Source organism: Frankia sp. CcWB3 (assembly GCF_977927595.1).
This window is the reverse complement of record NZ_CDWRCK010000091.1, coordinates 1810-14875: the sequence shown is the minus strand read 5'-3', so window position 1 is coordinate 14875 and position 13066 is coordinate 1810. Positions and strand designations below refer to the sequence as shown.

Here is a 13066-nt window from a genome sequence, read left to right as displayed (position 1 = left end):
ACACTCCTGGTGACCCCAGGTGAACAGCTACATCAATCGTTATATTTTTGTCATGATGTAGGTCCAAAGGCCGAGAACGGCAAGAACCACGCTAAAGCACACTCCCGCCCCGTACCGGGCGGAGAGGAACGTGGGCGCGCACCAGCATCCGATCATGAAAATAACCCATTCTTGACCATGGTAATTACACGTAGAACACCGGTAATCCGCCATCTAACACGCCCGTCGAGCTCGCTTTTCCCGATCACCACAACTGCGCCGGACGGCTGTCTAACCTTGGCTCCACCCTGCGGACCCTGTTCGAACGGACCGGCGCCCCAGCCGACTCCGACGAGGCGATCGAGACCGGCCGGGCCGCCGTCGCGGACACCCCCACCGACGGGAGAAGCCGGGGTGGCCCTGGGGCGCCTGGGTTGGTCCGGGCCTGGCTGCCCTGATACTGGGTAGTGAGGCTGGCGCCATGACCGACACCACTGACACGGCGGCCACCGCCGTTGACGGCGGCCTGGTGACCGCCATCCCGGCTTCCTGAACCACTCCCGCCGAACCGGGCGGCGTGCGTGCTGCCTGGTACCGGCATGGCCAGGCAGCACGCCCCTCAGCCAGCCACAATCGCGGCATGAGCCCAGCGAGTAGCCTGAGCGACTTCCTGCGGACCCGCCGCGCCCGCTTGCATCCATCGACCGATGGGCCCGCCGGCCCCCTCCTCGCGCAGCTGATCGGTGAGCTGTCGACAACGGACCCCGCGGGCGTGCCGTCGGGCAGGCCGACCGCGGCGCTGTGGACGTCGACGTGCATGACCCGGTTGGCCCCGTTCGGTGTCACCGGCCGCCCGCGGCGCCGCGGCGGGCGAACTCCTCCTGGGTGAGGTGTTCCGGGCAGTCGACCCGGATGTCGGACGGCCCGAGGCGGTAGTCGAAGAACGCGCAGCGGTGAACGGTGGGTTGGGTGCGGCGGGTGGGCCGGGCGTGGCAAGGCGCGGGTTCGAAGCGCCGGCAGGTGGTACACGTGCGCGTCACGCTGATCAGGTGTTCGGCGTGCAGGCGTTCCAGCAGGTCCAGGAGGGTTGCGAGCAGCTGCTCGCCGTCCGGGCGGGGGATCCTGGCGGTCGCCACCTCGACCGGGGCGGTCCACCGGGAGACCGCGTGCGCGGTCTGCTGGCCGTCGGCGGTGAGGTGGAGCCGGTAGTGACGCCGGTCGGCGGGGTCCTGCTGGCGGCCAACGAGCCCTTTGCGGCGCAGGGCCGCCACGGCGTCGCTGACGGTGGGGTCGGCCACGTCGAGTTCACGTGCCAGTGCGCTGGTTCGGGCCGCCGGGGGTGGTCCCGCGTAGAGGCGGGCGAGGACCCGAAGCTGGGTGGGGGACAGGTCGTGTGCCTCGGCCGAGCGGCGGGCGAGCACCTGCAGGGCCTCGCCGATCCGGTCGAGGGCGGCCACGATCTTCGCGTCGAGCCCGGGGTGGCGTTCCTCGGGGGTGCCGGGCGGCCTCACGCGCGCGGTCCGAACGCCGCGTGTATCGCCAGCACCGCTGCCTCCTGCCGTTGGGACTTTCCCGGGTTCGCGACGGCCGACCCGCCGCGAGGGTCGTGACGGGGAACGTCGGAACCCGCGAGTGGACCTTAGCAATCCGATCCGCCCGGACCGGATCGTTAGGAGTCCTTGACATCAAGGGTCGTCCCGCACATAGTTCTCCTTGTCGACTGAAATTGTCGAGATGGCGGCCGGTGCCGGGTTGGGCCGTGCGGCGCGTGAGCGTTGCCGGACCGGGCGGGTCCGGTCCGCGTCCGTGGGGGAACACCAAGGAGGCGAGCATGCCGAAGCTTGCCCGCAGTGACTGGTACGACCTGGCCCGCGACACCAACTGGTCGTTTGGTTACGTGTCCGAGCAGGACGTCTTCCCAGAGGAGCTGTCGGGGACGGGCCGGGTCTCATCCGAGGAGTGGCTGGCCTGGGACGAGCCATACAAGATCACTTATCGGGAGTACGTGCACAACCAGGTGACGAAGGACACCACGACGTACTCGGTCAAGAACGCGATCGCCCGCTCGGAGCTGTTCGAGAAGCTCGACCCGGGATGGAAGTCGGTGATCCTGGCGCACTATGGCGCGATCACGATGCCGGAGTACCTCGCCTCCATCGGTGAGGCGCGGATGGGCCGGTTCGGGCGGGCGGCGGCGTGGCGCAATACGGCGACGTTCGGCACGCTCGATGAGGTCCGGCACGGCCAGATCCAGGCGTTCTTCCCCTATGGGTTGATCGGGAAGGAGCCGCGGGCCGACTGGGCGCTCAAGGCGTTCCACACGAACGAGTGGATCGTGCTCGCGGTCCGGCAGCTGTTCGACGACATGTTCGTCGCCAACGACGCGCTGTCGATCGCGCTGCAGCTCACCTTCACCCTTGAAACCGGTTTCACGAACCTGCAGTTCCTCGGCATGGCAGCCGACGCGATCAAGGTGGGTGACCTGGAGTTCGGCTCGCTGATCTCCAGTATCCAGACGGACGAGGCCCGCCATGCCCAGCAGGGCGAGCCGACCATCAAGATCCTTGCCGAGGGCGGCCACAAGGACTGGGGCCAGTTCCTCATCGATCACATGTTCTGGCGGTCATGGCGGGTGTTCGCGCTGCTGACCGGCCTGTCGATGGACTACTACACCCCGCTCGAGCATCGGACGATGTCGTTCAAGGAATTCATCGAGGAGTGGGTGATCAAGCAGTTCTCCGACCAGTTCCGGGACTTCGGTCTGGAGTATCCGTGGTACTGGGAGGAGTTCGTCAACGAACTCACCTGGTACCACCACGCGATCCACCTCGGGGTGTGGAACTGGCGGCCGACGGTCTGGTGGAACCCGGACGCCGGCGTCTCGGCGGACGAGCGGGTGTGGCTGGAGGAGAAGTACCCGGGCTGGAACCGTACGTTCGGCAAGTACTGGGACGTCATCGGCGACAACATCCGCGCGGGGAAGGGCGAGGCCACCTTCCCGGAGACGCTGCCGTTGGTGTGCAACCTGTGCCAACTGCCGATCGTGCGGGCCGCCGGCGTGGAGGCCGGCGCGCTGGCCTCGGCCGCTCCGCTGCGCCACACCCACGGGGGCCGTGACTACCTGTTCTGCTCGGAACCCTGCAAGTGGATCTTCACGCAGCGTCCGGAGCGGTTCGCCGGGCACCGGTCGCTGGTGGACCGGTTCCTCGCCGGCGAGATCAGCCCGCCCGACCTCGGCGGCGTGCTCGCCTACATGGGGCTGTCGCCGTCCGAGCAGGGACAGGACGCCACCGGCTACGCCTGGGCACAGGCCGCGGCGGCGGGCGCAACCGGCGCCAGGGCGGCACGGCGATGACCCCCGGGGCGCAGGAGCACTCCCACGAGCACGTCTACGTCCACGTCCACGTCCACGAGCACTCCGAGGGGGCCCGATGGCTCTGCTGCCGCTGAGCGCGGTTTTCGAGCACGACTTCGTGTCGCTGCTGGTGGCGGTGGACGACGCCGACACCGTCGAGGCCGTCGGCCAAAAGATCGCTCACCACGTCGTGGGCCGGCGTCTGCCGGCCAGCGACGCGCCGGTGGGGGTCCGCCACAACGGTCGGGTGCTCGCCCGCGAGGCGCGCATCGGCGAGGCCGGCGTCGGCCCGCTCGACCATGTCGAAGCCTTCTTCGATGAGTAGCGCGTCGGCGGGTGGCGCGTCGGCGGGTGGCACCGCAGTGGCGTGGACCGACGTCGCCTCGCTGGACGAGGTGTGGGAAGGCGACGTGCTCGAGGTGACCGCGGGCGCCGAGCAGGTGCTGCTGGCGCACCTGCCCGGCGGGGCGCTACGGGCGTACCAGGCGGTGTGTCCGCACTCGCGATTCCCGCTGGTCAACGGCGCCGTCAAGGACGGGGTGCTCACCTGCGCCGCGCACCACTGGGAGTTCGACCTGGCGACCGGCGAGAGCCTCAACCCGAGCGACTGCCGGCTGTACAGCTTCCCGGTGCGCGCCGACGGCGAGCGGATCATTGTCGGGATCCCACCCGACGGCCGACGTCACTACAACCGGTGCCGTGGCGCTGCGACCGCGGCACCGACGGGGAGACGATTTTCATGACCGCCGACTCCAGCCGCCTGGTAGGCCCCATCGTCCGCGGATTCGACCCGGACGTCGTCGAGGCACTGCACGCCGCAATCGAGAAGGACAACCCCGACCAGATGCTGGTCGTGGAGGACCGCAACGGCTACGTGCGCATCAACGCGCCCCGCTTCCTGCGGGTCACCCGCGCCAGCCTGGAGGAGGCCGCCGGCCGGTCCGTCCCGCTCGCCACCCTCGAACCCGCCCTCGCCGGCTTTGCCGGGCGGATGCGGTACGTGAGCGACGACGAACTCGTCTGGTACCTGGACCGGAAGGACTGAGGATGACTACCGCCCCCACGGCGAGGCCCCTGCGCACTTGGAGTGTGTTCGACGGGGCCCGCCGCAAGCCGAACGAGTACGAGACCGTCACCGGCCACTTTCACTACCACTTCGGGCGGCAGCCGGCCCCGTTCGACCTTGATCCTGACAGTCCGATCAACCGGTGGTACCTACGCTACCGCGAGGGCTCGCCGCTGCGGGGCGTGGACTGGGAGGCGTTCCGCGACCCCGCCCAGCTCAACTACCGCCGCTACATCGCTCTGCAGCACGACCGGGAGATCTACGCCGAAGGCGTCGTCGACCACTTCGAGGCCCTCGATGCGGATGCCGGCCTGAACCCGGCCTGGGTGGGTGTCCTCGCGCGGCTTTACCTGCCCGCCCGCTACCTGTTCCACGTGTTGCAGATCACCAGCCTGTACGTCGGCCAGCTCGGACCCAGCGCCTACGTCAGCAACGCCGCGTTCTTCCAGGCCGCCGACGAACTGCGCGCCCTGCAGTGGATCGCCTACCGGGCCAAGGCTCTGTCGTTGGTCCATGGCGCCGACCTCGCCGACAGCCGGGCCACCCGACGGTTCTGGGAAGAAGACCCGGCCTGGCAACCCGCCCGGGAGGCGCTGGAGCGGTTGCTGGTCGCCTACGACTGGGCGGAGGCCTTCACGGCGCTGAACCTCGTCGTCAAGCCGGCGCTCGACACCCTGCTCAAGACCGCCCTCCCCGACCTCGCGGACGCCAACGGCGACGGCCTCACCGCCCAACTGCTGCGCGAGTCCGGCGTCGACGGCGCCCGCAGCCGGGCGTGGAGCGCGGCCCTGGCCCGCCACGCCATCGCCGAACGGCCCGACAACGCCGCGGTTCTCGCCGTCTGGGAAGAAAGCTGGCGCCCCCGCGCGGAGACGGGCGTCGCGGGCCTGGCGGCCGGGTTCGGCGATGCCCCGAACCCGGCCAGCCCGGCCGAGGTCACCGCCACCGTCGCCGCGACCACCGCGGCGTTCCGTGCCTCCTGGACCGGCACGGCGGACCCCGCCTGAACCTGCGGATCCCGCCTGAACCTCCGGCCTCCACCACCGATCCGCCCCCCGGAAGGACCCATGTCCGTCACCGACGACTACCTGACCAACAACGCCGCCTACGCGAAGACCTTCGCCGGGCCGCTTCCGCTGCCGCCGTCCAAGCACATCGCCGCCGTCGCCTGCATGGACGCACGGCTCAACGTCTACGCGATCCTCGGCCTGGGCGACGGCGAGGCTCACGTCATCCGCAACGCCGGCGGCGTCGTCACCGACGACGAGATCCGTTCCCTCGCGATCAGCCAGCGCCTGCTCGGCACCCGCGAGATCATCCTGATCCACCACACCGACTGCGGCATGCTGACCTTCACCGACGACGATTTCAAACGCTCGATCCAGGACGAGACCGGGATTAAACCGGAATGGGCCGCGGAGTCGTTCACCGACCTGACCGAAGACGTACGCCAGTCGATCGCGCGGATCAAGGCGAGTCCGTTCATCCCGCATACCGGCGCCATCCGTGGCTTCATCTTCGATGTTGCCACCGGACTGCTCGCCGAAGTCGCGTGATATCCGCCTGCCGCACCCTGCTGTTCAGCGCCTTCGAGTATCGACTCACCATTATCGGTATCACCGTCGGTTCTTTCTGACGACACCGGACTTCGTCCGCCGTCGGGGTGCTTCGGGGATCAGTACCGTCGATCCGCGAAGCACCTCCGGGGGGAGCCAGGTGAGTGGGGCCGGCGGGAGGCGCCGGAGCCGATAATTCCCGGCCCGACCCGCCGGCCCCACCCGTCACCTGGTCAGTGGGTCAGCCGCGCTTGCGGCCGGACTCGCCGAGAGTGATCTGGTCGCCGTTGACGATGCCGGCCCGGCGCAGCGCCTCGGCGATCGCGCCGTCCGGCACACTGGATCCGCTGCGGCCACCGGAACCCCCGCGGCCACCGGAACCGTTCCTGCCACCGGAACCGCCACGACCGCCCATGCCACCGCGTCCGCCGGAACCGCCAGCGCCACCGGCACCACCGGCACCGCGACCGCCGGCACCACCACGTTCGCCACTCGCGGTGCCCCGGCCGCCATCCCGCTGATCACCACGATCACGGCTCCCGCCGCGTCCGGCGCCCGCACCCGCGGCTCCCCGCCGGTCACCCTCGCCGTCCCGGCGACCCGGACCCCCGGCACCGGCCTCGTCGTCCAGCCGCAGCGTCAGCGAGATCCGCTTGCGTGGGATGTCGACGTCGAGAATCTTCACCGTCACGATGTCGCCGGGCTTGACGACCTCGCGCGGATCGCTGACGAAGTTCTTCGACATCGCCGACACGTGCACCAGGCCGTCCTGGTGAACGCCGATGTCGACGAAGGCCCCGAACGCGGCGACGTTCGTGACGGTTCCCTCCAGGGTCATGCCGGGGACCAGGTCCGCGAGCGTCTCGATCCCCTCGGTGAATGCCGCCGTCCTGAAGGCCGGCCGCGGGTCACGGCCGGGCTTCTCCAGCTCGGCGAGGATGTCGGTGACGGTCGGCAGGCCGAAGGTGTCGTCGACGAACTCGCTCGGCTTCAGGGCTCGCAGGACCGCGCCGTTGCCGATAAGGGAGCCGAGGTCGCCGCCGGTCGCCGCGAGGATGCGCCGCACCACCGGGTAGGACTCGGGGTGCACGCTGGAGGCGTCCAGCGGATCGTCCCCGCCGGGGATGCGCAGGAAGCCGGCGCACTGCTCGAACGCCTTCGGCCCGAGGCGGGGGACGTCCTTCAGTGCGGCCCTGGTCTGGAACGGCCCGTGCGTGTCGCGGTGGCGCACCACGCTCTCCGCGAGGCTTGCCCCGATTCCGGACACCCGGGTCAGCAGCGGGGCAGACGCGGTGTTGACGTCCACCCCCACCGCGTTCACGCAGTCCTCGACCACCGCGTCCAGGGATGACGACAGCCGGGACTCGGACAGGTCGTGCTGGTACTGCCCAACCCCGATCGACTTCGGGTCGATCTTCACCAGCTCCGCGAGCGGGTCCTGCAGCCGCCGGGCGATCGACACGGCCCCGCGCAGCGAGACGTCGAGCCCGGGGAGCTCCGCCGCGGCATAAGCGGACGCCGAATACACCGACGCCCCCGCCTCCGACACTGTCACCTTCGTCAGCGACAGCTCCGGGTGCCGGCGGATGAGGTCCTCGGCGAGCTTGTCGGTCTCCCGGGAGGCCGTCCCGTTCCCGATCGAGATCAGGTCGACGCGGTGCTCCCGGGCGAGCCGGGCCAGGGTGGTGATCGACTCGTCCCACCGCCGTGCCGGGACGTGCGGATGAATGGTGTCGGTGGCGACCACCTTGCCGGTCGGGTCGACCACGGCGACCTTCACTCCGGTGCGGTACCCCGGGTCGAGACCCATGGTCGCCCGGGTCCCGGCCGGCGCCGCGAGCAGCAGGTCACGCAGGTTCGCCGCGAACACCCGCACGGCGGTGTCCTCGGCGGCCGTCCACAGCCGCATCCGCAGATCGACGCCGAGGTGCACAAGGATGCGGGTGCGCCAGGCCCAGCGGACCGTGTCGAGGAGCCACCGGTCCGCCGGCCGGCCCGCGTCGGAGATCCCGAACGTCTCGGCGATCCGCGTCTCGTAGTCGGTCGGCCCGGGCGGCGGGGCGGCGTCCGGCTCCGCCGGCACGCCCGGTTCGAGGGCCAGGTCGAGAATCTCCTCCTTCTCCCCCCGGAACGCCGCGAGGATGCGGTGCGACGGCAACGAGGTGAACGGCTCGGAGAAGTCGAAGTAGTCCGAGAACTTCGCCCCCGCCTCCTCCTTACCCTCCCGGACCCGGGAGACCAGGACACCACGCGACCACATTCGCTCGCGCAGCGTGCCGATCAGGTCAGCGTCCTCGGCGAACCGTTCGACGAGGATCGCCCGCGCCCCCTCCAGCGCGGCACCCGCGTCGGCCACGCCCTTCTCCGGATCGACGTAGGCCGTCGCTGTGGCGTACGGGTCGAGCGAGGGGTCGCCCAGCAGGCTCTCCGCCAGCGGTTCGAGGCCGGCCTCCCGGGCGATCTGCGCCCTGGTCCGCCGCTTCGGCTTGAAGGGCAGGTAGATGTCCTCCAACCGGGCCTTGGAGTCGGCGGCGAGGATCTGCGCCTCCAGGGCGTCGTCCAGCTTGCCCTGCGACCGGATCGACTCGAGGATCGCGCCGCGCCGATCCTCTAGCTCCCGCAGGTAACGCAGCCGTTCCTCCAGCGTGCGCAGCTGCGTGTCGTCGAGGGTGCCGGTCGCCTCCTTGCGGTAGCGGGCGATGAAGGGCACGGTGGCACCACCGTCGAGCAGGTCGACCGCCGCCGTCACCTGCCCCTGGCGCACGCCGAGCTCCTCGGCGATCCGCTGATGGATGGACTGCTGCGGGACAGATGTCGTCGTCACAATCCCTGATCCGCCTTCTCGTCGATCTTCGGTCGCCGGGCCGGGGGCCGGCCGCGTCGTCGTCGCTCGGGCGCCGTGCGGTGAGACCCGCGCCGACGCTCTGACTGCGAGACTACGGGTGATCACGCGGTTTTCCGCCCGCGGGCGGCGGTCCCGGCGCGGGTTCCCGCGTTCCCGCAGCCTCCTGGTTTCGAGCGCAGGCCTCCTGGTCTCGGGCATCGTCCCCGCGTGGCGCGGTTACGGCGGCGACCGGCCCGGCCCGGCGTGGCCCGCCTGGCCGGAGAACCGGTTCCGGGGTGGCCGGGTCGTTTCTGCTACCAGCTCTGATGAGCTGGGCGGTCTGATTGTGTTGCGGTGTATATCCCATTGGTTCGGCATGACCTACGATGTGCCCGTGCACACTGGGGACGGGGCTGCCGGCGCGGGCCGCGTGTATTCTCGGCATTCCGCCGCCGAGGTCGCGGTGAGTGGCCGGACGGGCTCCCGTGGGGGCGACCCGCGCTTTGCCGCGTCGGGCCGCGAGGTGAGCCGCGGGAGTACCCTGGGCTCCATCTGTGGCCCGATCGCCGGTGGAAGTGGGCTCGACGGGATTCGCCACGAGGCTTTCCTGTATCAGGGCGACGCCGGTTTCCTCAGCGCAACGCACGATTTCGTGCTCGCCGGGCTCGCGGCCGACGAGGCCGTCCTGGTCGCCGTGACACAGGCGGATACGCCAGTTACGCGCCGCCCTCGGTCGGGCCGCGCAGCGCGTCTCTTTTCTCGACATGGCCGAGCTCGGTCGTAATCCGGCCCGGATTATTTCGGCCTGGCAGGATTTTCTGGACCTCGGTGTCGAACGCGGTCGGCTGGTACGGGGGATCGGCGAGCCGATATGGCTGGACCGGTCCGGCCCGGAGCGGCGAGCATGCATGCTGCACGAGGCGTTGCTCAACGAGGCGTTCGCCGCGCCGCCGGCGTGGCGGCTGCGGTGCCTCTATGCTGTGGGCCGGATCGACTCGCCGCTCGTCGACGAGATCTGGCGCACCCATCCCGTGGTGGTGGAGGGCGGGCTGGGCCGGGTCAGTTCCCGGTATCGATCGCCCGGGTCCGTCGTCGGGGGTCCGGGCCCCGACCCACTGGCCGAGGCCCTGCCGGACCTCGGCGTTCCCCGCATCAAGTTTGCCTTCGGCCCGCACGACCTGGGGCATGTCCGCGCCGAGATGACCCGGGTCGCCTTGGCCCGGGGCCTGGGCGCCGAGCGGACCGGCGAGTTCGAGCTGGCCGTGCACGAGGTCGCCACGAACAGCGTGCACCACGGCGGGGGCCATGGAGTGGTCCGCATCTGGACGGACGACGCCTGCCTGATCTGCGAGGTCCGCGACGGCGGCCGGCTGTACGACCGGTTGGCCGGACGCCGCCGCCCGGACCTGTCCCTGGGCGGCGGCCGCGGGCTGTGGCTCGTCAACCAGTTGTGCGATCTCGTCCAGCTCCGGTCGACCTGGGTTGGCACGACCGTGCGGATGTATATGTACGTCTAAGGAGTCGAAATGAAATAACTTGCGCGTTTCGAACCCTCCACAGGCCTGTGACCTGCGATGATGCTCTCGATCACGTATTTGTTACTTCATTACGTCCCCTAACAGGCTTCGCCCCAGCCCGGCCAAGGATTTTCGGAAAGGTCAAAACTTGCCGGAAAGGTCAGGGCCTGCCAGAAAAGTTGTTGTCCCATTTCGAGCCGGCAGTGGGCTTGGCCACGGGCACGTTGAGCGCCCCCATGGACGCGAGACGGGTCCGCTGCGCGACGGACTCGTCCGCGGACAGTTCGTCCGGCGGCCCCACGTTTACCGGAACGGGAAGCAGGCCCGGCCGCGCCAGGATCTTGGTGGCGACGGAGGGGGAATGCGCCCCTGCCTTGCCGGTCTCGGTCTCGACCGAGCCCGAGGCGCCATGGGCGGCCTTATCGTCACGACCGTCGATCATCCGCCCCGCCTCGACGGGCGCGACCACGGGTTCCTCATCAATCGCGGGGTCGCGGCGAGCGGCGCCGTTCGGATCGATCTCGACCGCCGGATCGGCCGGCTCACCGGCGGGCGGGCGCGGGACCGGGGCGGAGCGGTCCGCCGACCCGGCCGACCCGATCGGGTCCGGCTCGCCGGCCGTGTCCGGTGGGCCGGGCAGGCTCGGTGGGCCGGCGGGCAGGCTTGGCGGGCCGGGCAGGTTCGGTGGCGGCGGGGCCGACGCGGGAAGCATGGTGGAGAGATCGTCGAGGAACAGGTCATCGAGCTCGGCAGCAGCGATCCTGACGGCGACCGAGTCCCACGCGGGTAGCCTGGGCGACCCGGCCGGCCTGGCCTCGAGGCCAGGCACCCGCCCCGGCGGTAGCGGAGGTGGTTCCGTGACCACGCTGTCCGCGTCTCCTCGCACGGTGACCGCGTCCGGCCCGAGGGTGTCTGTTCCCGCGGCGGCGTCCGTTCCCGCGGCCGCGAAGGCGGACCTGGTGAACGCGGGGATGGTCGGCGCCAGATCATCCGCTAGCCGAGGGCTCGCTTTGTTCCCCCGGCGCAGGATCGCGGACAGCGGATTTCGCGGGGCCGACGGGGACGCCTGGGAACCTGGCGCTGGCGCGGCCGACTCCCTGATGTGGTCACTGAGGAAGATCGGGATCGCGGCCAGGGTCAACCAGTTCCGGGTCAGTTCCGCCGCCGCTGCCCGGGCGAGTTCCACCGCGAAGATCTCGGCGGACCGCGGCCGTTCGGACGGATCCTTCGCGAGGGTGCGCGCGACCGCCTCGCGGATCCGCGGTGGCACACTATGCGGTGGCACACTATACGGCAGGGCCGGTGTGGCTTCGAGGTGCAGGCGGCCCAGTTCCGCGACTCCGATTCCGCGTGTGTCGAAGGCCGGGCGACCGGCCAGGAGCTCGAACATGACCAGTCCGAGCGAGTACAGGTCCATGGTCGGGCCGAGTGGCTTTCCCAGCCATTGCTCCGGGGCCATGTAACGCGGCGTGCCAGCGAAGTTGTCGGTCCTGGCGGTGCCGTCCTCGGTCATCCTGGCGATGCCGAAGTCCGTCATCTTCGGCATCCCGCTCTCGGCGAACAGCACATTCTCCGGCTTGACGTCCCGATGCAGGATTCCCGCGCTGTGCGCGGCATCGAGTGCGCCGGCGAGCGCCAGGCCCAGGGCACATGCCGTCTCGATCCGCAGCATCCTGTGCCGGAGGATCTGGCCCAGTGTGCCGCCCGCGAGCAGCTCCATGACGATGGCCACGCCGTTGTCGGCCTCGACGTAGTCGTAGACCTGCACGACGTGCGGGTGGTCGAGGGCGGCGAGCATGCGCGCCTCGCTGTCGAAACTTTCAGTGCTGGATCGGTCACCTTGGATGACCTTGATTGCCACCTCCCGGTCAAGTCGCCGATGCCGAGCCGCGATGACCAGGCCGGAACCGCCTTGGCCGAGGACCGTACCGATCTCATAAGCTGGCAAAGCCGTGCCCAGCCAGTCCCCGATGAAGATCAATCTAACCCCAGTCGTGCTCCGCTTCCCCCTGGCATCGATTATTCTAATCGGACCTCGATCAACCACTGTGGTCGTTGCGGCTGTTCGGGCAGGGGGAGAGCGGACGGATGCGCGAGGGACCTGGTCGGCGCGCCAAAATCTTCATTAGTTACGCTCGGCGCGATCGAGCCTGGGCGGAATGGATTGCCTGGCAGCTCGAACACATCGAGACGAATCCGTTCGCCGTCGAACTCGACGTGTGGGACTGGGCCGCGGGGCGCAACTTCGTCGCGGCGATGAGCAGTGCGCTCGGCCAGGCCGATCATGTCGTCGCGGTCCTGTCCCAGGCTTATCTCGAATCCGGGGATTACGCCATCGAACAGTGGGCCGACGCGCTCGTCCAAGACGACGGGAAACGCGACCGGCTGATTCCGGTGCGTATCGAGCCGATGTGTTCCCCACCCCTGCTGCGGGCCAGAATCCAGGCCGATCTGTCGGGCGTCGACGAGGCCACGGCCCGGCAACGGCTGTTCGAGGCCGTGCGCGGTCCGCAGCGCCCCACGGCGGCGCCCGATTTTCCTGGTCCGATCGCCCCGCCGGGGGGTGCCGAGGCCGAGGATGTCTCCACCGGACCGCGCCTGCCCGGCGCGTTGCCGCCGATCTGGAACATCCCACCGGCGAACCCGGACTTCATCGGCCGGGACCACGTGCTCGTCGAACTGCGTGAGCGGTTGCTCTCGGGCGGCACGGCGATGATCCAGGCGCTGCACGGCCTGGGCGGGGTGGGAAAATCCCAGCTTGCCATCGAG

The 13066-nt window shown here is 69.9% G+C and carries 11 protein-coding genes; 8 read left to right on the top strand and 3 right to left on the bottom strand.

The genetic code is table 11. The annotated features are described in order from the left end of the window. Window positions 1-821: 821 nt before the first annotated feature. The gene (locus ACY5KJ_RS09385) at window positions 822-1490 is read right to left on the bottom strand and encodes a MarR family winged helix-turn-helix transcriptional regulator (protein ID WP_462187823.1); all 669 of its coding nucleotides are present in this window, start codon (window positions 1488-1490) and stop codon (window positions 822-824) included. 320 nt (window positions 1491-1810) lie between these two features. Here ACY5KJ_RS09385 and ACY5KJ_RS09380 point away from each other — a divergent pair, with 320 nt between their 5' ends. The 6 genes from ACY5KJ_RS09380 to ACY5KJ_RS09355 all read left to right on the top strand — a co-directional run bounded on the left by ACY5KJ_RS09380 (window position 1811) and on the right by ACY5KJ_RS09355 (window position 5956). Further along, on the top strand, window positions 1811-3334 hold the full coding sequence (locus ACY5KJ_RS09380; protein ID WP_462187825.1) for an aromatic/alkene/methane monooxygenase hydroxylase/oxygenase subunit alpha: 1524 nt from the start codon (window positions 1811-1813) through the stop codon (window positions 3332-3334). A 76-nt stretch (window positions 3335-3410) separates the two neighbouring features. Beyond that, the gene (locus ACY5KJ_RS09375; protein WP_462187827.1) at window positions 3411-3659 is read left to right on the top strand and encodes a toluene-4-monooxygenase system B family protein; all 249 of its coding nucleotides are present in this window, start codon (window positions 3411-3413) and stop codon (window positions 3657-3659) included. Continuing rightward, window positions 3652-4077 carry a Rieske 2Fe-2S domain-containing protein gene (locus tag ACY5KJ_RS09370; RefSeq protein WP_462203194.1) on the top strand — a complete coding sequence of 142 codons (426 nt, stop codon included), beginning with the start codon at window positions 3652-3654 and terminating at the stop codon, window positions 4075-4077. The genes ACY5KJ_RS09375 and ACY5KJ_RS09370 overlap by 8 nt, the downstream gene beginning before the upstream one ends. Then, the gene (locus tag ACY5KJ_RS09365) at window positions 4074-4379 is read left to right on the top strand and encodes an MmoB/DmpM family protein (protein WP_462187831.1); all 306 of its coding nucleotides are present in this window, start codon (window positions 4074-4076) and stop codon (window positions 4377-4379) included. The genes ACY5KJ_RS09370 and ACY5KJ_RS09365 overlap by 4 nt, the downstream gene beginning before the upstream one ends. Before the next feature lie 2 nt (window positions 4380-4381). Further along, window positions 4382-5407, top strand: coding sequence for an aromatic/alkene monooxygenase hydroxylase subunit beta (locus ACY5KJ_RS09360; protein WP_462187832.1), 1026 nt, complete (start codon window positions 4382-4384; stop codon window positions 5405-5407). A gap of 60 nt (window positions 5408-5467) precedes the next feature. Further along, window positions 5468-5956: a beta-class carbonic anhydrase gene (locus ACY5KJ_RS09355; RefSeq protein WP_462187834.1), complete on the top strand. Its 489-nt coding sequence runs from the start codon at window positions 5468-5470 to the stop codon at window positions 5954-5956. A gap of 241 nt (window positions 5957-6197) precedes the next feature. On the opposite strand, the gene ACY5KJ_RS09350 is transcribed toward ACY5KJ_RS09355, so the two are convergent. Next, window positions 6198-8780, bottom strand: a complete 2583-nt coding sequence (locus ACY5KJ_RS09350) for a Tex family protein (RefSeq protein ID WP_462187835.1) — start codon at window positions 8778-8780, stop codon at window positions 6198-6200. Between the two features lie 707 nt (window positions 8781-9487). On the opposite strand from ACY5KJ_RS09350, the gene ACY5KJ_RS09345 reads away from it, so the two are divergent. Next, a complete protein-coding gene (locus tag ACY5KJ_RS09345) occupies window positions 9488-10297 on the top strand; it encodes an anti-sigma factor RsbA family regulatory protein (RefSeq protein ID WP_462187840.1) in 810 nt (269 codons plus the stop codon). Between the two features lie 160 nt (window positions 10298-10457). On the opposite strand, the gene ACY5KJ_RS09340 is transcribed toward ACY5KJ_RS09345, so the two are convergent. After that, a complete protein-coding gene (locus ACY5KJ_RS09340; protein WP_462203193.1) occupies window positions 10458-12245 on the bottom strand; it encodes a serine/threonine-protein kinase in 1788 nt (595 codons plus the stop codon). Window positions 12246-12385: 140 nt separating this feature from the next. On the opposite strand from ACY5KJ_RS09340, the gene ACY5KJ_RS09335 reads away from it, so the two are divergent. Beyond that, the coding region (locus tag ACY5KJ_RS09335) for a toll/interleukin-1 receptor domain-containing protein (RefSeq protein ID WP_462203192.1) at window positions 12386-13066 on the top strand (681 nt) is incomplete at its 3' end.